The sequence below is a fragment of the Paenibacillus sp. FSL H7-0357 genome, from assembly GCF_000758525.1.
GTDB lineage: Bacteria > Bacillota > Bacilli > Paenibacillales > Paenibacillaceae > Paenibacillus_AQ.
Genome location: NZ_CP009241.1, coordinates 7,487,214 through 7,506,714 on the forward strand (window position 1 = coordinate 7,487,214; position 19,501 = coordinate 7,506,714).

At 47.5% G+C, this 19,501-nt stretch carries 20 protein-coding genes; 8 read left to right on the plus strand and 12 right to left on the minus strand.

Annotated elements, in window-relative coordinates; genetic code table 11:
- Positions 1 to 88: 88 nt before the first annotated feature.
- Positions 89 to 958: an SMI1/KNR4 family protein gene (locus H70357_RS33080; RefSeq protein WP_038597994.1), complete on the minus strand. Its 870-nt coding sequence runs from the start codon at positions 956 to 958 to the stop codon at positions 89 to 91.
- Between the two features lie 190 nt (positions 959 to 1,148).
- Here H70357_RS33080 and H70357_RS33085 point away from each other — a divergent pair, with 190 nt between their 5' ends.
- The gene (locus tag H70357_RS33085) at positions 1,149 to 2,036 is read left to right on the plus strand and encodes a helix-turn-helix transcriptional regulator (RefSeq protein WP_231578355.1); all 888 of its coding nucleotides are present in this window, start codon (positions 1,149 to 1,151) and stop codon (positions 2,034 to 2,036) included.
- The gene (locus H70357_RS33090; protein ID WP_038597996.1) at positions 2,026 to 2,382 is read left to right on the plus strand and encodes a DUF5823 family protein; all 357 of its coding nucleotides are present in this window, start codon (positions 2,026 to 2,028) and stop codon (positions 2,380 to 2,382) included. Before H70357_RS33085 ends, H70357_RS33090 begins: the two co-directional genes overlap by 11 nt.
- 95 nt (positions 2,383 to 2,477) lie before the next feature.
- On the opposite strand, the gene H70357_RS33095 is transcribed toward H70357_RS33090, so the two are convergent.
- The gene (locus H70357_RS33095) at positions 2,478 to 4,184 is read right to left on the minus strand and encodes an ABC transporter ATP-binding protein (RefSeq protein WP_038597997.1); all 1,707 of its coding nucleotides are present in this window, start codon (positions 4,182 to 4,184) and stop codon (positions 2,478 to 2,480) included.
- 420 nt (positions 4,185 to 4,604) lie between these two features.
- On the opposite strand from H70357_RS33095, the gene H70357_RS33100 reads away from it, so the two are divergent.
- Positions 4,605 to 5,402 (plus strand): AIM24 family protein, encoded by a 798-nt coding sequence (locus tag H70357_RS33100; RefSeq protein WP_038597999.1) that lies wholly within the window; start codon positions 4,605 to 4,607, stop codon positions 5,400 to 5,402.
- Positions 5,403 to 5,493: 91 nt separating this feature from the next.
- On the opposite strand, the gene H70357_RS33105 is transcribed toward H70357_RS33100, so the two are convergent.
- The 3 genes from H70357_RS33105 to H70357_RS33115 form a co-directional block, all read right to left on the minus strand.
- Entirely contained in the window at positions 5,494 to 6,300 is an 807-nt protein-coding gene (locus H70357_RS33105) for an anti-sigma factor (protein ID WP_038598001.1), read from the minus strand.
- Entirely contained in the window at positions 6,293 to 6,871 is a 579-nt protein-coding gene (locus H70357_RS33110; RefSeq protein ID WP_038598003.1) for an RNA polymerase sigma factor, read from the minus strand. Before H70357_RS33110 ends, H70357_RS33105 begins: the two co-directional genes overlap by 8 nt.
- A 206-nt stretch (positions 6,872 to 7,077) precedes the next feature.
- Positions 7,078 to 7,908: a sugar phosphate isomerase/epimerase family protein gene (locus H70357_RS33115; protein WP_038598005.1), complete on the minus strand. Its 831-nt coding sequence runs from the start codon at positions 7,906 to 7,908 to the stop codon at positions 7,078 to 7,080.
- 193 nt (positions 7,909 to 8,101) lie between these two features.
- Here H70357_RS33115 and H70357_RS33120 point away from each other — a divergent pair, with 193 nt between their 5' ends.
- Both H70357_RS33120 and H70357_RS33125 read left to right on the plus strand, forming a co-directional pair.
- On the plus strand, positions 8,102 to 8,317 hold the full coding sequence (locus H70357_RS33120) for a hypothetical protein (RefSeq protein WP_038598007.1): 216 nt from the start codon (positions 8,102 to 8,104) through the stop codon (positions 8,315 to 8,317).
- 52 nt (positions 8,318 to 8,369) lie between these two features.
- Positions 8,370 to 9,038 carry an HAD family hydrolase gene (locus H70357_RS33125; RefSeq protein ID WP_038601151.1) on the plus strand — a complete coding sequence of 223 codons (669 nt, stop codon included), beginning with the start codon at positions 8,370 to 8,372 and terminating at the stop codon, positions 9,036 to 9,038.
- 60 nt (positions 9,039 to 9,098) lie between these two features.
- Here H70357_RS33125 and H70357_RS33130 read toward each other — a convergent pair whose 3' ends face one another.
- The 3 genes from H70357_RS33130 to H70357_RS33140 all read right to left on the minus strand — a co-directional run bounded on the left by H70357_RS33130 (position 9,099) and on the right by H70357_RS33140 (position 12,005).
- On the minus strand, positions 9,099 to 9,440 hold the full coding sequence (locus tag H70357_RS33130; protein WP_038601154.1) for a zinc ribbon domain-containing protein YjdM: 342 nt from the start codon (positions 9,438 to 9,440) through the stop codon (positions 9,099 to 9,101).
- Positions 9,441 to 9,578: 138 nt separating this feature from the next.
- Complete coding sequence (locus tag H70357_RS33135; protein ID WP_038598009.1) at positions 9,579 to 10,841, minus strand: glycosyltransferase family 8 protein; 1,263 nt, start codon at positions 10,839 to 10,841, stop codon at positions 9,579 to 9,581.
- A 120-nt stretch (positions 10,842 to 10,961) separates the two neighbouring features.
- On the minus strand, positions 10,962 to 12,005 hold the full coding sequence (locus H70357_RS33140) for a sugar phosphate nucleotidyltransferase (protein WP_038598011.1): 1,044 nt from the start codon (positions 12,003 to 12,005) through the stop codon (positions 10,962 to 10,964).
- A gap of 305 nt (positions 12,006 to 12,310) precedes the next feature.
- On the opposite strand from H70357_RS33140, the gene H70357_RS33145 reads away from it, so the two are divergent.
- On the plus strand, positions 12,311 to 12,844 hold the full coding sequence (locus H70357_RS33145; RefSeq protein ID WP_038598012.1) for a MerR family transcriptional regulator: 534 nt from the start codon (positions 12,311 to 12,313) through the stop codon (positions 12,842 to 12,844).
- Between the two features lie 170 nt (positions 12,845 to 13,014).
- Here H70357_RS33145 and H70357_RS33150 read toward each other — a convergent pair whose 3' ends face one another.
- Both H70357_RS33150 and H70357_RS33155 read right to left on the minus strand, forming a co-directional pair.
- Complete coding sequence (locus H70357_RS33150) at positions 13,015 to 13,299, minus strand: alpha/beta-type small acid-soluble spore protein (RefSeq protein WP_038598014.1); 285 nt, start codon at positions 13,297 to 13,299, stop codon at positions 13,015 to 13,017.
- A gap of 53 nt (positions 13,300 to 13,352) precedes the next feature.
- Complete coding sequence (locus H70357_RS33155) at positions 13,353 to 14,054, minus strand: ArsR/SmtB family transcription factor (protein ID WP_038598016.1); 702 nt, start codon at positions 14,052 to 14,054, stop codon at positions 13,353 to 13,355.
- 98 nt (positions 14,055 to 14,152) lie between these two features.
- Between H70357_RS33155 and H70357_RS33160 the strand changes: the two genes are divergently transcribed.
- Entirely contained in the window at positions 14,153 to 14,773 is a 621-nt protein-coding gene (locus H70357_RS33160) for a flavin reductase family protein (RefSeq protein ID WP_038598017.1), read from the plus strand.
- Between the two features lie 79 nt (positions 14,774 to 14,852).
- Here the strand turns inward: H70357_RS33160 and hprK are convergent, their stop codons facing one another.
- Positions 14,853 to 15,770 (minus strand): HPr(Ser) kinase/phosphatase, encoded by a 918-nt coding sequence (hprK, locus tag H70357_RS33165; RefSeq protein WP_038598019.1) that lies wholly within the window; start codon positions 15,768 to 15,770, stop codon positions 14,853 to 14,855.
- A 212-nt stretch (positions 15,771 to 15,982) separates the two neighbouring features.
- Here hprK and H70357_RS33170 point away from each other — a divergent pair, with 212 nt between their 5' ends.
- Positions 15,983 to 17,641, plus strand: a complete 1,659-nt coding sequence (locus H70357_RS33170) for a histidine kinase N-terminal 7TM domain-containing diguanylate cyclase (protein WP_052092390.1) — start codon at positions 15,983 to 15,985, stop codon at positions 17,639 to 17,641.
- A gap of 81 nt (positions 17,642 to 17,722) precedes the next feature.
- Here the strand turns inward: H70357_RS33170 and H70357_RS33175 are convergent, their stop codons facing one another.
- A complete protein-coding gene (locus H70357_RS33175; RefSeq protein WP_038598021.1) occupies positions 17,723 to 19,225 on the minus strand; it encodes a malate:quinone oxidoreductase in 1,503 nt (500 codons plus the stop codon).
- Positions 19,226 to 19,501: the final 276 nt, after the last annotated feature.

Below are 19,501 nucleotides of genomic sequence, written 5' to 3' on the forward strand. Positions count from 1 at the left end.
AAAAGGCCCTCCTTATAGAGAGCCTTTGCATTGAAACTATTCAGCATGACGTCATTACACTGAACTGCACGATTCTATCCGCGGCAACTCAGTTCTCCGCACTCACCAGTCCGCGAATAAAGGCCTCAAAGTTATTGGCCAGCTTCGTGATCTTGTAGTTATTGTCCTTGTCCACATGAACAACCTCCGGTTCGCCGTCATTGCCGGATGAGCGGTAATCCAGCATTACTACTTCATGCTCTGCGGCAGGGGTGTCGCAAATGACTACGCCAATCTCAGGGTATCCGCCCTCTTCAATCCTAACCCGGCTGCCCGCAGCTCCGCACAGCGATTGACTCTTATCCCGTCCAATGCCCAGAAACCCGGAAATTTCGAGATCCTCTTGTTCTAAAGGAATACGCGTGTTGTGCGGAATCCCCCCGTTATGTAATTTCATCATGGAAGTATAGAACGCCGGCAGTTTGAAGACCAATTCTTCCTCTACGGAAGCAATCAGCTCATCCGAAGGCGGCTCTGATACGTAGGTATCGAGTGCATACTCGCTGTCATCCCAAAAGTTCGAGAAGTCGAATTTTTGTACAGGCTTCTTGACAGTGGACTTCTTCTTAGCGGCTTTACGGCGGCTGAGTGCCAGAAACTCCAGGGTATCTTCATCTTCAGGGTCCAGCTTGTCAGCGATTTCAAACTCTCTGATGGCTTCATCATATTGCTTCAGATAGTAATGGCAGAAGCCTACGCGGAAATGCCACAGCGGATCCTCTTCCCCCTCTTCGGCGATTTCCTCAAAAAGCTCCAGTGCCTCTTCATAACGTCCGAGATTATTCAGCGCTCTGCCCAAGTGGCTATTCAGCACATAATCCCGTTCCTCCGGATCAATCTCCTCAATCGCATCGACGATCTCCTGAATCTCATCTTCTTCATGCCACAATTCCAGTTGTTCCAACAGATTTTCACTCATTATTTATGCCTCCCAGTTCGATAACTACTACCTATAGGAATTATACCATTTCCAGCCTGATTCCAGCCAACCAAGGACGAAGTGGAACTTTATGCTGCACCGGAAGACGCACAAGATGATGTTTAAATCATAGCAAGATTTATCAAAATCGGTTCAGATGTATGTTATATAGTATTACTTGCCGGAAGGGGTGAACACACTGTACTACCATTTGATCCATACGAGCATTGAGTATATTGAACAGCATCTCGAAGAGGAGCTCAGCCTGGAACGGATTGCACAAGAAGCGGGTTTCTCCAAGTATCACTTCCACCGGATTTTTCGTAAATATGTCGGCAAAAGTGTGTACGAGCATATCCGCACCCGCAGGCTAAGCTGTGCGGCAAATCTCCTGCTTTATTCGGAGGAACGTATTCTTGACATCGCACTGCAATATGGATTTGAGAGCCAGGAAGCCTTTACCAGAGCTTTTAAGGAAATCTATGCTTTACCGCCTGCCCAATACAGAGCGCAGATGAAACTGCTGATTCAGGAAAGAGAGGTCTACACAATGTCAGAAATTAAAGGCTGGAAAGTTACCGGAACGACTCCGGAGAAGTATAAGGTGACGCTGGATACCCGAATCCGCTATAAGACCACCCCCTCTGTCTGTCTGCAGTCTACGGCCGGAGAAACATTTGAGTTCAATGATTTCGGTACGGTGATGCAGCAATTCCAAGCCCAGCCGTATGCGGGAAAGCGGATGCGGTTTTCCGGCTTTGTCAGTACGGAGAATGTCACCGACTGGTGCGGTTTATGGATGCGGATTGATGATAAGCTGCAGAACCTGTTAGCCTTCGACAACATGCAGCACAGAAGCATTCGGGGGACCACGGAATGGAACCATTACGCTTGTGTGCTGGATGTACCTCCCGAAGCCGTATGTATCAATATCGGAATCCTGCTGACAGGCCCCGGGAAGGTATGGCTGGGAGATTGTGAATTTGAAGAAGTAGGCAAGGATATCCCGGTAACGGATGGCCTGGTGGATGCAGAAGTCTTTCCGCCGGAACCGCAAAATCTGAAATTTGACCAATAGTTTTTTAGTCACTGCAGGAAGTTATTCAAAAAATGTTCTTGTAGAGACAGCTTCCCATCTGATCGCCTGGATCGTGGCCATGCTTATCGCAAAGTTTTTTGCAGGTATTATTGACCAAGGGGTTGCTCCGATGGAGGACCGCACCTACTATACTGCCGGCATGCTTATGGTGATCGCGTATGATCTGTCCGTAGTTTTGTCACTGATTACCCAGAAATTGAACATAAAAAGGGAGTATTGGTTTGCGGAGTTGACGATGTCGCAGCCCTATCTGATCACTTTATCCATTGTCACCGCCATTTTTGCTGCACTGTTCAAAATCTCGCAAAGGGAAGAGTTTGGTTAGATACCCGGCAGCATCATGCTGGCGGAAGAATCCCGTGTTATTAGAGAGAAACGGCTACTGTTCTAATAAGAACGGTAGCCGTTTCTTCGATCCTTTTACTCCACAATTCCCCTGCCATTATTCCATAAGGCCCTGAAGGGAGCGCACTGTTCCATTAAGGACCCGAAATCTCCTTCGCCCGCAAGACAGCCGTTCTCCATCACAAGAATCTTGTCGACCTCTTTAATAAAATTCAGCCTATGGGCTATAATGATCACCGTTTTGTGCTGAAATTCGCGGAAGACCGTTTCCATGATGCTTTTCTCCGTAATATTATCGAGGGCTGATACCGGTTCATCCAGAATGACAACATTTCTCTTCTGCAAAATAGCCCGGGCAAAGGCCAAACGCTGTCTTTCGCCTCCCGATAATTTGAGGCCTTTCTCCCCTACCAGGGTATCCAGCTGCTCCGGCAGCTGCAGCACCTTCTCCTTCAAATGAACCTTGTCCAGCACAGCATACAGTTCTTCATCCGGAAGGCTCTGCTCGAACACCATATTCCCCCGGATCGAATCGTCAAAAATCGGACTGTCCTGGGAGAGATAGGAGATATGTTCGTAATAGCTGTTCAGGCAAATCTGATCCAACTCCATGCCGTCGAGCAGCAGCTGGCCTCCGCTCTTTTTCAACAGTCCGGCCATTAATTTGATGATCGTCGATTTCCCGCTTCCGCTCAGTCCCACCAGAGCAACCGATGTTCCGGGCGCAATCGAAAAGGATAATTGCCGCAGAACCGGAACCTCTCCATATCCAAAAGACACATCTCTGAATTCAAAAGCACCCCGCAGCTCCGTAACTGCTGTTCCGGCTTCCAGATTCCGGTCCTCCGGCGCATTGATGAACTGCTCAAACCGCTGGTAGGTTACCTTATTCAGCCGATAATTCACGAACAGCACATTGAAAATGGCAATCGGCGTATAAATTTTATCAATAAACATAAACAATGCGACCATCACCCCAAGGGAGGCCTGACCTGACACCACGTTTCTCACCCCGTAGATCAGCACAATCACTTTGATGACAGTAATAAACAGTTCGAAGATTGCAAAAAAGGACTCATGAATCATTTGCAGCTGAGCGCTTTTATGAATGATATTTCTTGCGGTATCACTTATTTTGCGGATCTCCTGCTCATACTTTCTGTTCGTCCGGAAGACGACCAGCTCCATAAATCCACGAATGGAATATCTGGACATCGCTTCTTGCTCTTGAAGTATGGTCGACTTGATCCGGTACAAACCTTTGAGCAATATGTTTGTGATCAGGAAGATCACAACATAGCCGGCAGCAATCACCAGCATGATCCGCATATCGTAGAAGCTGATGAAGATCAGGCTGAAGATTATCGTGGGCAGCAGCTCATGCAGGGTTTTGAGGAAAAAGGAGTATATAATGCTGTTGCCGGCCGCTGCACCGTTCTCAATCACTTTGATCATTTGACCTGTACCCATCTCCTGATAGGCCAGATAATCGATTTTGGATATTTTGGACAGCGCCAGGATCTTCAATCGCTCCGTGATGCTGTTCGACAGATGGGCGCTTGGATATTCATCCACATAGTTAAGGACGACCACCAGGCCCAGCAGTACCCCATAGCTCACAATAAAGCCCGAAATTTCTCCTAAAGATGTTCCTTCCACAGCCCTATCCAGGATCTTCTGAAAGACCACAATCCCCAGACTGCTTAAGAATTGAATGGCAAAACCTAAACTGATATACAGCACAATCCACCCTTTCAGATGGACAAGACATTTTCTCAACATCACAGATATCCCCAATCTTTCAAATGAAGTATATAAAAAAAGCCGGGACTTCCTTCGCCGTTCAACTCCAGAGAACCCCCACAATTCAAAAATGTGTGGCCCAAAGTTAAACCGCTTAGTGTCCCGGCTCCGTAAAATGACTGCCCGACACCATTCCGAATGCTAGTAATAGTCGATCAAAGAGACAGACTGCCCCCTTGATAGCTGGTACGCGTGTTACCCAGCCCGATTACTAGTTCCTCGGAACGATACGGAAAGACATCCATTCACCTCATTTGTCAGATTCTCCATATTATATATTTCATATTGTTATTATTCAAGAGTGAAAAGCAAGGATACTGCCCTTTCTTGTCGAATACCTATGCCTTGAAGGCAACTGCGTATTGTCACAATATCTGCGAGGGTGAAGGAGTGTATATTATGGCTTACACGATTAATAATCTGAAAGATAACAGCAATGTGGTGATTAAGGAGCAGCTTGGCGGATTTACGGTCATCGAATATAAAGAGGATCTGAGCAGCACCACACTGCTGGAAGCCCAAAACAACTTCTTCATGAGCAAAAGCAATATGCGCAACAAGCAGCTTATGATTGAACTGAGCAACAGTGAGGTTATGCTGAGCGCAGGGGCGATGCAATATATGATTGGCAATATTGAAATGACCTCCGGGGTTAAGGGTGTTGGAGGGCTCATGAGAAACATCGTCTCCAGTGCGGTGACCGGCACCACGGCAATCAAACCGCTTTACAAAGGTACGGGAACGATTCTGCTGGAGACCACCTATAAATATTTGTGGCTGATTGATGTCGACAACGACCATATCGTCATTGATGATGGCATGTTCCTGGCTTGCGAGTCGACACTGGACGTTGCTGTCACTGCGCGTAAGAACGCATCCTCTGCCGTACTCGGAGGAGAAGGACTGTTTAATCTAAGCGCCAAAGGAAAAGGCATCCTGGCACTGGAAGCACCGATTCCTTCCGAAGAAGCCGTCGTCATCGAATTGCAGAATGATGTACTGAAGGTGGATGGGAACTTTGCGTTAATGTGGTCCAATTCCCTGGACTTCACCGTCGAGAAATCCGGCAAAACCCGGATGGGCTCTGCGGCCTCCGGCGAGGGACTGGTCAATGTATACCGGGGCACGGGTATGGTGTGGCTGGCACCGCTGATTCAGTACAAAAACAGTCTGTTCCAAGCGAATCCCACGTCTTGATCCGTAAACTAACTTATATTTTGAACAAGGGCCATCCGCTTGGATGGCCCTTTGTCTTCTTCGGTATCGAGAGATTTAATTCCCTGCCCTGTTACCCTTTTTTTATCGGTGCGGTAAGGACCATCTGCCCCCGTGGTGTTTCTCCACCGGCATCTGGCTCAAGGGTGATCGCCACTGTATCGTATTCCTGCGGTTTGAATGAATAATAGAGCGCGCCATTCCCCTCACTGGATACAAAGGTTCCCGCATTCTGCGGGGCATCTCCCTTGATCAGCCATACCTGATACACTTCCGTTCCTGTCAGCTCCGGCAGATTCTCCGCTTGAACGACAAGATGGGTGCCGCTGCTGTCAACGGCGATCGTCGCCAAACCGCTGGCCACAATATCCTTGGCCGCCGGACTCAGCGTGACCGACTCATCAACCTTAAGCTCCTGTGCCGGCTTTGTGCCGCCGGCAAGCTGCTGCTGGAGCTGGTCCACATCCTGACGCAGCTGTCCCGCATAGATCATCATAATCAGCACCGCTACGGCAAGACCCAGGCTTACGTACCGCCAGAACGGGATTTTTTTGGCGGGCGCTGCCGGGGGCACTATCTTCACTTCCCGTTCTACAGGAAGTGCCTGGACCGGCTCCTCTTCAATTGAACGTTTAACCTGTGCCGGAGCATCCGCTACCAGTACCCGGGACATTATCCGTGACTTCATTCCCGAGGGCGGCTGAACAGGCTCGGAGGCAAGAGGAAGCAGGTCCATCACGCTGCGATATTCCTTCACCCGCTTGCTACAATCTGCGCACTCCATTAAATGAGCTTCAAATTTCTGCATTTCATCTTCAGGCAAGGCTTCCAGAACATACAATTCAACCAGTTCACATCTATCGTTCGTCTCTTCAGTCATGAACATGCTCCCTCCTTCCCCAATGACTCAATCGCTTCTGGAGCTGTTTCATTGCCAATCTTACCCTGCTCTTGACCGTGCCCAGCGGAATGGATGCAAGGTCTGCTGCCTCCTGCTGGGTTAAGCCCTGATAATAGATCATATCCAGAACCTGCTGCTGATCCCTGCTCAGCTCTCTCAGTGCTGCCCTTACCTGCTCCCCGGCCATCAGCAGCTCGACTGTTTCCTCGGTCATCGTCGCCTGATCCAGGATCAGCTCCAGACTCTCTGATCCGGATTGCTGCGGAACCCTTGTGCTCCGCTTGCGAAGATGGTCTATGGCAATATTGCGGGTCACCGTGAACATCCAGGTGGTGAGCTTCCCCTTGGCCGCATCAAAGTGCTCCGCATTCTTCCAAATACGCAGGAACAGCTCCTGCATCACTTCCTCGGCCGCCATCGAGTCCTTTACTATCCGGTAGGCAAAGCTATAGATCACCTGTTCATATCGGTCGTAAAGCCTTTCGAGGGCATCCGGGTCTTTTTGCATTATGCGCTCAATCAATTGCCCATCGTCAGCTGTATCAAACAATTCCAGTCCTCCTTTTTCCCAGCGTTCCTCTACACTCATTCATTCAATTTTTCGCAAAAAGTTTTCTCACCCTGTGATCCAACTCTCATATCCTGCGTTTCACTGAGTATAACCGCTTTTGATAAGCGGCTCAACTTTGATTGAAGGAGTGAGAAGATGAAAAGATTACAAAGTAAAATGGCCATTCTTATGTTATGTTTAAGTTTTTAGAACGGCTGCTTAGCCCAGCTGGAACGAAGCCACTCCGCCGATTGTTCCATGTAGCCCAACTGGTCCACTGCATCAAAATGCTCAATAGCCAGCGTATCATCGTAACCGCCTGCCTTCAGCCGGGTCAGAATCGCTTCAATCGGGATGAAGCCGGACCCGGCTGGCGATGGGAACAGCCGGGCTCCACTCATGGCCAGCTTCGGCATGCCCCCATTCTGTTCATCCAGTGAGCGGTCTTTGCAGTGGACATGGACGATTCTGTGCTTAAGCTTCTCATAGGCTTCCAGTTCATCCTCGCCACGGTAAATGAAATTCCCTGTATCAAAAGTGATGTGCAGCTTGGGCACCTGCTCCAGGAACCAGAGCAGTTCATCCGAGCCGGAGAACGGCGCGCGAATGTCATCGAAGTCCTCCATCGTCACAAGAATGCGCTTACGTTCAGCATAACCGCAAATACTGTTCAAGGTCCCGGCCATCTTCTGCAGCGCCGCATTGCGCTCCTCGGCACTTGCTGTTTCATCCACGAATCCGGGGATAATGAGCATTTTCCCCGCTCCCAAATATTCCGCCGTATCGATAAATTCAAACCCTGGCTTGGTATCGGGGTCATTTCCAAAATCAAAAAAGCCATACATCGACGCGACCGAAATACCCGCTTTTTCCAGCCGTTTCTTCATGACCTCCTTGCCGCAGCCTAAGGCCTCTTCAAGATCCAGCTCTACCGCACTGATGCCAAACTCATGTACTCTATTCAGTACTTCCTCCAATGTCAGCCCGGTTTGCTCGCTTGCCCTCACAATATGATTGTAAAACACAGATAGGTGCACAAGAAATCTCCTTTCATGTCATTCGGCTAGAAGCTGGCACTATTATATCACTTTAAATCACCCTAAATCACATGGGTCGAGGAACAGGGTAAAGCAATCCGCGACCACCCAAAATATTGAATAATGATTTAAATTATGTTAATATGCGAACACAAGTTCCTATTTAATAGCTCAACCAGAGGGGAAATTCACTATGGAAAACAAAGATGATGCAGAAATGATCACAGACCGCCAGCTCCTGGAATTAATGCAGGCTGTCAGGCAAAAGGACCCGGAAGCGATGCTGCAGCTTATTCAGCTCTATAAAGAAGATATAGTAAACATAAGCAAATTCATTCACATGCCCAAAGAAGATGCTGTTTCTGAAATCATCCTTGAATTTCTGGAGTATATCCAAAGGAGCGATTGATTCTGATATAATGTATTTTATTTCCTATACCAATTTATGGGGTGCTCTTTATATGTCAATTCAAGCCGTGTTATTTGATTTTGATGGGACGCTTGCCGATACTTTGCCGGTATCCTTCAGTGCCTTTAAAGCCGTGTTTAAGCAATACGACAATCGAGAGGTCACGAACGACGAACTGGTTGCCATGTTTGGCCCGACAGAGGAAGACATCATTGGCGGCAACTTCAAAGATAAAGCCTCCGTTCTGCAAGGTATTCACGATTATTACTCGTTATATGAGAAGGGGCATTTTGAAGAAGATTTCCAACCCGATCAGGGAATTATGGATCTGCTTCATTTATTGAAGGGACAAGGTGTGAAGCTTGCTGTAATCACGGGGAAAAGCAGACGCGCGTTTGAGATATCAACCGGGGCTTTGAACATGACGGACTTTTTTGATATCACGATTACAGGGGATGACGTGGATAGACCCAAGCCAGACCCCGAAGGTATACATAAAGCTTTGAACATACTGGGCCTTGATCCGGCAGAAGCTGTATTCGTAGGTGACAGCAATGCAGACATCCTCGCAGGCAAGGCTGCCGGACTGCGGACTTACGGTGTCCGCTGGTTATCCACTTTCCAGAGCCTGGTCTACGATGTTTCGCCGGATGGCATTTTCAGCAATGTGGACGAATTCCGTGAACTTCTTGCTAAAGAGATCCGCATTCAAGATAATTAAGGGTTGGAAGATGCACAAAAGCGGCCAGCGAATGTTATCGCTGAAGCCGCTTTTGTCTTTCTATACCTTTTTCACAAACTCCGATTTTAATTTCATGGCCCCGAACCCGTCAATTTTGCAGTCAATATCATGATCTCCGTCAATCAGACGAATATTTTTTACTTTTGTGCCTATCTTCACGACCAAAGACGTCCCTTTAACTTTCAGGTCTTTAATCACTGTTATCGTGTCGCCATCGTTCAGGACATTTCCATTGGAGTCTTTAACAATCTTTTGATCTTCGCTGTCCCCAGTCTCTGCTTCCAGACTCCATTCATGGGCACATTCCGGGCATACGAGCAAGCTGCCATCCTCGTAAGTGTATTCCGAATTACATTTTGGACATTTTGGTAAATACGACATAGTATTATTGTTCCCCATTTGCTGTTTTTCTATATAGTCCCATAATCCTTCCCTGTTGGCAATCCTTAAAGAAACCACTCCTGAGCGGAGTGGTTTCTTTAGATACCGGATCACTGGACAGATCCTTGGCACAGGTCCTTATGAGGTACGCTTTAACGCACGTTTTCTTCTTATCACATGAATTCTCTTTTTTCTGGCCAAACGTTGTCTTCTCATTGCCAATTTGCGTGCCTTTCTCTTCTTTGCACGATGCCCTTTAATCAGCCTTACCCGCTTGAGAGAGCGGAATTTGAGACGGATCAATCTTTTTCTTCTCAGTCTTAACTTTAACCGTAACACTCTACGGCGTTTCAGTCTGTGCCGCTTTACGGGAGCCGGTGGGGCCACCTCAGGGACTAGGGGTGGCGGCGGCGGTGGCGGCGGCGGCGGTGGCGGCGGCGGTGGCGGCGGCGGCGGTGGCGGCGGCGGCGGTGGCGGCGGAAGCAGTATTTCTGCAGGCTGATGCACCTCTTCCACATGCTGTACCTCTTCTACATGATGGATTTCTTCTACATGATGGATTTCCTGAGCGGGTGGCTCAGGGGCGATGTAGACTGGCTCCGGTTCATAAACTGGCTCTGGTGTGAATTCTTTAGACCATGGAGTCATGGAAAGGAACCTATTGTACAGCGGTGATGCGGGAGACTCCGGCTCCCACCATTTGGTGTCTCCGGCGAAATGAACAATTTTATTATCTAAATCCAGCTCATCATTGGCGAACGTATTAAACCGCAGATCCATTTGCAAAAAGTTGGAGCTGTACACGGCATTCAGAACATCCTGATCAGGCATGGTCATCGTTGGATAATAGCGCAAGAAATGAAGCATTTCTCCATACCAGTTCGGATGCTTGCGGATATTGTCCAGTTGGAACAGAATGACTCCCGAGTTGAAATACACCTCCGCATTTAATCCAAGTGAAATAAAGTACTCCAGCATATTTTGGCCCTGATCCAGTACTGCGCCCAAATAGCGTTCTCCCAGATCGACGCTCCACAATTCGTTAATATCCATATTGACCAAAATGTCGCAGTCCAGATAAATAACCCTGTCAACCTGAAGAATTAGCGGAAACAACAAACGGTACATACTGGCTATCGTCCAATAGTCGATTTTTTGCACACCGGACGCAACCTCTTTCAAGTCCTCAGGAACAGTAACATGATAAAAATAAATGTTGTGATAGAATGTTTCCACCAGCTGGGTAAGCTTCCACTTGTTTTCTTCGCTTAAGGTATCATCGTGCACAATGTGCACATTGATCGGTTGCTGGGTATTGGAAAAGATTGATGCAAGTACAACACCCGCATGTTCGGTATAGCTCCCATCTTTGTCATTGATCGTCAAAACCAGCTCAATCATTCTCAAGGATCACCTGCCCTTAAAAGTATACTTCTGCACATTTGTCTGATGCATTAGACTACTTTAAGTGTATGTTTATCCCTGTGTCTGGATTGGACTATTCCCCAGTACGTATCTAATTTATTTTGAATCGTCGTTCTGCGGGTCAGAATGGAGTCTTGTGACCGTTGAACGATCACCCAGAATATGACGCGCCGGCTGCTCCTGAATTTCCTGTTCGGCCAGATGAACATGTGATCCAAACACACTTCCCGCCGCATGGACATGGGACAACCGCACCTCATCCGTCAAAATACTATTGGTCAGAATGCAATCTTCGACGACACAATTCGGCCCAATATACACATGGGGTCCAATCACACTGTTCATTACGAGGGCGGTTGGATCAACAATGACGGGAGGAATCCACTGAACCTTACTGTCCGGATCAGAGCGGTCTGCAAAGTTCTTTGGATCATGATCCATCTTGTAGCGATTCGCCTCAAGCCAGCGTTCATGGGTACCGATATCAAAAAATGGTGCTTCCGTCACACTGTACGCCACATGCCCGCCTTGTGAGATGATCATTTGAATGGCATCGGTCAACTCATATTCTCCGCGGGGAGAAGGTGTAAGTCTCTCAATGACCGGCCAGATTGCCGCAGTTAAAGCATAGACGCCGACAATAGCCAAGTTTGATTTCGGAGATTTCGGCTTCTCTTCCAGACTGACAATTTGCTGATCCTCAATCACAGCAACACCAAATTGACTGGGGTCCTCGACCCGCTGAAGCAATATCGAAGCCTCAGAATGATCCGCGTCCAGTGATCGGATCAAGGGCTCTATATCCCCCTCATATAAATTATCGCCAAGCATCAATACAAAAGGAGAATCCGCCATAAAAGACTTTGCACTTTTGACCGCATCCGCCAGACCCTTAGCTTCATCTTGCAGCAGAAAGGTTAAAGAGGCGTTCCACCGCTCCCCATCCCCGATCGTTTCCCGGATCTCCCCTTGTGTAGCGTTCACTACGATTCCAATATCGGTAATACCGGCCGCAACAAGCTTCTTAATGATGGAGATAAGAATATACTCCCCATTAACAGGCAACAAGCATTTGGGTTTGGTATAAGTCGAAGGCCGAAGTCTCGTTCCCTTGCCGGCACATAAGATTAATCCTTTCATAACCATCCTCCTCACTCTTAAAATCTGCAATCTTTGAAACTCGGTGAATGGAGTCTCTTTATATTTTATGCACAAGCTGTGAAGGGGCTTGGGTATATAATAAGCAGCAATAACCTATTAATCTATCATCGACTTTGACTGCACGAAATGGCCTTTTTTGTAGAACAGTATCCTTCATCTAACCGTAGGTTTGCTCGTAATAGCACTTTGTTTAGCGAATAGACACCTCCTTTGTCACCCTTGCAGGGAGTCGCTTAAGGACAACGAATTGGTTATAGCAAACACCCCGAAGCGGAGGAATCGAAATGGAAATGTTAAAAACAAAGGAAGCCGCAGAACTGCTGTCCGTTAGCCAGACGACAATCAAACGTTGGGCCGCCATGTTCCCTAATTTCTTTCCAAAGGACCGATTTGGGCACTACATCTTCACCGGGCAGGAAATCGGCCTGCTAAAATCTATTAAAGAGCGAATCGAGCATGGGGAGACCTTGGATAGTATTGATCTGGGGGGTAACAAACAACCTGCGCCGGCAGAGCCGCTGCAAGATATGCGCCCACTGCACACACCGGATAAGCCTATGGAAGAGCTGTTATCCCGCATCGTTCATATTGAACACTCCCTTGACCAGAAAGCCGACGAAGTGGTCTCGGTTCAACTGCTCCGGCAGCGTGAAGAACTCGAGGACCTGCGCCAGATGATCCAGCAATTGGCTGTATCCATAGAAACGATCCAGAAACCAAACAGCAAGGCATCGTCCTCTGAAGAAATGCGCCCTATTGCCAAGCTTCAGGCCCCACCCAGAAAGCGCGGCCTTTTGCGCACTTTATTCTCACTGTAAGGTACATGCAGCCTGAGTCCTGATGAATCAGCACTCGGGCTGCTGCTTGTGAACGCAAAAAAACCGTCCCCTCAGGGACGGAGTTAGCTATATTAAGAATGATGTCTTGATTTCACTGCTATTCACGGCAAACCCGCAAGCCTGTATAGCTGCTGCCGCAGCTTCATGGCTTAGGGTTGGTCTTTGTTCGCAAGCTGCTCCTGGGCAAGACGGACCATTTCCCGGACCATCGCGCCGCCGATTTTTCCGCCAATATGCCCGGCTGATTCCGTAGTCAGACCGCCATTGTTGCCTGGCTGCAGAGGGATACCCAGCTCCTTGGCCACTTCGTATTTTACATCGTCCGGGTGGTTGGGATCAACGGCATAACCTTCACTCTTCATCACATCTGCTTTGAACGTCTGCATCCCCTGTGCAGCCCCTGGCACGGCATATCTTCTATTTCTTCTGGCCATCCTCATGCACTCCCTTGATGTCTTTACCCTAACATACCCTGAAGGCTTGAGAGTTATCCCTGTTCATCCTCAACATCCAATGAAAAGACTTCCTTGAAGCCCATTTTGCCCTCAGAAGTAATCTTTATGGCTCGTGTGTTAGGCAGACGCTGCACCCAATTCACCTCTAACAGCTTCTCCAGAAGAGCATTCCCTAATGCTCCGGCAAGGTGGTGCCGTCTTTCACTCCAATCCAGACATTTGTGTGAAAATGAGCGGCGTTTTTTCTTAACCTGTTCAAGGTTAATTTGAAAGCTTACAAAAAAATCCTCCCCGTCTTCAGTTACAGCAAACCCTTCCTTATCTTCACGCAGAATACCTGCCCTAAGGAGGGCATTGGTTAATTGAACCCCTATACTCCCGGCGAGATGATCATAACAAGTTCTTGCGTAACGCAATGCTTTATCCTCTGAAGCTTGTTTTAAAGACTTAATTTGGACGGGTGAAGCGAGTGATAACAAGGATTCCATCACCTGGGCTACTTCTTGATTACGAATCCCATAGTACCGGTGTCTCCCTTGTTTCTCAACGGCAACTACGTTAGCATTGACCATTTTTGCTAAATGGAAACTTGCTGTTTGAGGCTGGATGCCTGCCATATAGGCTAACTCACTTGCTGCATGAAACCTTCCATCCAGTAAAACAGTTAATATTGCTGCACGGGAAGTTTCGCTCACCAGAGAAGCAATCACAGCTACATTCGAATTTGCTTTCATTTTCGCCCTCCATTTTTGCATTCCACACTTCGATGATGATTGAACTATTTATATTATACAATTAGGGAGGATGTATACAAATAGGAGGAGAACAACTAATGAACAATACGAACCAGCTGCCACAGACAGAAGTGATTACACCTAAAATTCTCTATTATGGAACTCCGGTCATTTTGCTAAATACATTAAATGAAGATGGAACAGTAAATATTAGTCCTATTTCTTCATCATGGGCATTGGGAGATTGTATTGTACTAGGGGTTGGACTGGAGGGGAAAGCGCTTGAAAATTTAGAGCGGCTTCCTGAGTGTGTAATTAATATTCCTAGCCCTTCCCTTTGGGAGAATGTAGAACAATTAGCGCCTTATACCGGCAAAAACCCCGTTCCAGAACATAAGCAGAAATATGGATTTTCCTATCAAAAAGATAAATATGCTATAAGTGGATTGACTCCTGCCCAGTCTATAGCGGTACAACCTGCACGAATTATGGAATGCCCGCTACAAATTGAAGCTCGCGTAAAAAACATTCGAATTCCTGAGCATTCTCCGGACTTTGCTATTATTGAGACCCAAGCTGTGCATGTACATGCGCATAAAGAAATTATCCTTGAAGGAGATCATATCGATCCGCAAAAATGGAGTCCGTTAATCTATAATTTCCGTCATTATTTCGGCCTGGGTCATCAGCTCGGTAAAACCTTTCGGTCAGAAACATAAATCCAAGACATTCCGTAACAAGAAGACAGACTGCCAAGGGTATCCTTCGCAGTCTGTCTTTCTACCCTATCCCCTATGCTCACGGCTGCATCCCGTCTTCGATCCGCTTCATGAAATCTTCAACGGCGCTGTAGCCGAGCTGCTTCAGGTACCAATTGTTAGCGGCTGCCTCGATCAGACCGGCGACATCACGACCCGGCTGAAGCTGGACCTCGATATGCGGAATTTGGACACCAAGATATTCGGTGAACTGAGGAACCAGCTCCAGCTCATTATTCAGAGAATTTTCCCGCCATGGGGACAGCTCAATGTCGAGTACGATTCGCGTCTCGTCCTGAAAAGCCCTGCGCCCGTATTGGCGTACGACATTAATCAGCCCGATGCTCCGCAGCGCCAGGAACTCGCGTGTTGTCTCATTATGCGTCCCGAGCAGCGTAGCCGGCCCCAGCTTCTTAAGCACCACTATATCGTCCGCCACGAACCGGTGGCCTCTTCTAATAAGCGTGTGTGCGGTTTCGCTTTTGCCGATCCCGGACTTGCCCCTGAGCAGAATTCCTATGCCCGATACGTTGACGCATACGCCATGGATCGACAGCTCGGGCGCCAGTGTCTTCACCAGATAGCTGTCCAGCTTGGCTATGAACTCGGTTGTCGTATCTGCTGTCCGTAGCAGGGGAATGCCCTCCTGATCGCAGAACAGGGTCAGATAAGGGATCTCCTGCTGGCCTGTCGTCACAATGAAACACGGCGGATGATATTTGACGATATTCCCGATATGCAGCCTGCGTTCTTCTACGCTTAGCGTCAATAAATAATTAATTTCCTTGCGCCCGAGCACTTGCACCCGCTCCATGGGAAAGAAATCAAAATATCCCACAAACTCAAGCCCCGGTCTATGCGTCCGCGGACGGGTAATTAAACGGTCCATACGGCTGGAACCCGCAAGCACCTCCAAATGAAACTTTTCCGTAAGGCTTTGAACGGTGATCGACTTCATATTGTTCTCCTCCTGCGGCTAGGGCGTATCTGGATACGCCTACTATTCAATAGTACGGTTTCGGATATATTCAACAGCCGAATGGTACTTTCCTGTATTAATCCCCTTAATATCTTGTAATCTTTCCATGCTGATTATATATTAAAATCAATATATAAGACTCTAGACCCACATAGATTCAAATTACTAATAATAGCAAGAGGGTGCACCTATTGGCTTTGGAGTCGTGGATTGATTTGATGCTTTGCTTCATTTTATTTCTTTTGTTCGTATACATATTTGCTTCGGTCACGATTACAAATCTGCATAAAGTATATTTGGCATTTCATTTTTTCATGATGATATGGCCTTACTGCCAGTTCGCCATCAGATCCGCCCAGGACCCCATTTACCAATTGTTTTATGTGAAGCTTGCCTTTGTGGATGCTTCTCTGCTGACTGCCGGCTGGATCTTCTTCACCATTCTTATCTCGGGCCAATCGCAATTTCTCAAGCGGAAAATATTAATGCTCCTGTTCATCCCGGCAATTATCTCATCGCTCGGTGTGGTGCTGAATCCCAATGGCTGGTTTGTTCTCCCGGTAAACGGCGGATATGTCGAAAGAATCTATGGTCCTATTTTTTGGATCAATATTTCAATCCTCGTTATCCATGCCATCGTATCCTTATATATCATTTATGTAGCCCTGGTCTCCGATCAGGCGCCGCGGATTAAAAACCAGGTCATGTACATGCTGAAAGGGATACTGGCAGTGACCGTATTTCTTATGCTCGATATCTTCCTGAATGTTGTACTAGATGATTATTTGCCCGTCATCCCGGGGTTCACCTCTTTGGGTATTGTGATCTCAGCTATTTTCTTTGTGATTACAATCCATCAGGATAAAGTGTTTGATATTGTGACCATCGCCCACCAGGATATTATAGATACGTTGGAGTATGGGATTCTAGTGCTTGATGATCATGAAAAGGTGGTGGAAATCAATCAGGCTCTGCGCCCCCTCCTGCTAATGGAGGCCGGTGACCTGTTCGACATGTCCGGCATCTTGCCCGGCAGCACCGTAGAGAACGCAAACTTCCTGCTTCGTTACCGGGAATGTCCCGATGAGGTAGCTGAGATTGAGCTCTGGCAGCCTGAGGTCCAGCTATACATCCACATTCATGCCGCGCCCATTATGGTTAATGCTGTCAGGGTGGGGCGGATCATCACGTTCCAGGATATGAGCGAACTTCGCCGTCTCATTGAGGAGACTAATCATCAGAACAGCATTCTGCAGGAAAGAAACGAATCTTTAATCAAGGTCCAGGAGGAGTTGTTTCAGACCAACCGCAAGCTTACGAAGATGGCGATCACCGACAGCTTGACAGGATGCTATAATCGTCACTATTTGACCCAACAGCTGGAGAGTGAAGTGACCAAGAACCAGGAATACCGAGCCCCTTCGACACTTATCCTGATAGATATCGATTTCTTTAAAGCAGTCAATGATCGTTACGGTCATTTGGCCGGAGATGCGGTGATTTGCGGTACGGTAGAGATCCTGCAGCAAACGCTTCGGCAAGATGACATCTTAGCCCGTTATGGAGGAGAGGAATTCATTATTTATTTACCGGATACGGATGAGTCACAGGCACTGCTCCTGGCTGAACAGCTCAAAGCGAACATAGAATTCAATAAGATGAGTATCGAAAATGTGGATCAGCCAGTGTCGGTCACCATTAGTATGGGTCTTCTAAGTATCAGTGATTTCACAGCCCGGCAGCCAAGGGACGCGGCTGCCTACTTAAGTGATTTGTTCAAATCGGTGGACGAAGCCTTATACGAAGCTAAAGATCAAGGCCGCAACCGGATTGTTTCCATTCGAGGATAAGGACTTATATCCGGGATAGAGCCTTTATCCTACTGTATACAAAAAGTTGAACCGTACGAAACGGTTCAACTCAAGGATAGTTTATGGGGTCGTTTGCGGTTCTTTTTCACTTAGACCAAGTGTCTGCGTTAGGGAAGCCAGAATCTCCTGGAGCAATTCCGGGTTGTCCTCCAGTGAAACGCCGTAAGAAGGAATCATTTCTTTTATTTTCGGCTCCCATTGCTTGATATGCTGCGGGAAACATTTCTCCAGTACTTCCAGCATCACGTGAACGGCAGTAGAAGCACCTGGAGAAGCGCCCAGCAGCGCAGCTACCGACCCATCGGCGGCACTCACTACTTCGGTACCAAATTGGAGCGTTCCTTTACCACCCTCCGTATCTTTGATCACCTGTACACGTTGGCCTGCTGCCACCATACTCCAGTCTGCACTTTTGGCGTTCGGAATAAACTCGCGTATTTCATCCATACGTTGTTCATTCGATAACATTAACTGCTGGATCAGATATTTGGTCAAGGACATTTCTTTTACGCCTGCCGCCAGCATGGTGAGGAGATTATTCGGTTTTACGGAACCGATCAAATCCAAATTCGAACCCGTCTTCAGGAACTTTGGCGAGAAGCCGGCAAACGGTCCGAACAGCAGTGCTTTTTTGTTGCCGATATAACGGGTATCCAGATGCGGGACAGACATTGGCGGAGCCCCAAGCTTGGCTTTACCGTATACTTTTGCATGATGCTGTGCGACGACTTCCGGATTGTGGCAGACCATAAATAATCCGCTTACCGGAAATCCGCCAATATGTTTGGACTCTGGAATGCCGGTTTTTTGCAGTAAGGATAAGCTGCCGCCTCCAGCCCCGATAAAGACGAATTTGGCGGTATGGTACTCAATTTTACCGTTATCCAGATTATGCACTTTAACCTTCCACATGCCGTCGCTGGTCCGTTTAATATCCTTGATCCCATGCTTATAGTTGATTTCGACGTTTTGGCTTTTTAGATGATCAAACAACAGGCGCGTCAAGGCGCCAAAGTTGACATCTGTTCCCGAGTCGATCTTGGTTGCAGCTACCGGTTCATTCGATGTACGGCCTTCCATCATCAGCGGAATCCATTCCTTCAGCTTCGCAGGGTCATCGGAATACTCCATCCCCTGAAACAGAGGATTTTTTGATAGCGCTTTAAATCTCCTGTTCAAATAAGAGACGTCCTTTTCCCCTTGCACCCAACTCATGTGCGGAAGCGGCATAATGAAGTCCTGCGGATGACGAATCAAGTTGCGTTCCACCAGATAAGACCAGAACTGTCTGGAAAGCTGGAACTGTTCATTGATTTTTACAGCTTTGCTGATATCTATGGATCCGTCGTACTTTTCGGAAGTATAGTTGAGCTCACACAGTGCCGCATGGCCCGTACCTGCATTGTTCCATTCGTTAGAGCTTTCTTCTCCCGCGCCTGCAAGCTTCTCAAACACTTTAATTTCCCATTCCGGTGCTAACTCTTTCAGCAAAGCTCCCAAAGTCGCGCTCATGACTCCGGCACCAATTAAGATAATGTCTGTTTTTTTCTGTTCGCTGCTCATAAAAAACCTTCCTTATCTCTTTTATATTTGCAAAAAAGAGCCAGACCGGCTGCTTAGGGACTGTAAGAGGCAAGGCTCCACTCAGGAATACTATTAAAAACGTTATCGGCTGTTATCAGATAATTATATACAATTTGAAGCAAATAAAAAATCAAAAGTTTGCACAATCCGTATGACATTTATATGCAGATGTTTGATATGGGAATACCGGATTATTCGCTTTCGGCTTGACCCGTTACGTTTACACTTGTAAACTATAACTATCGTTTACAGACG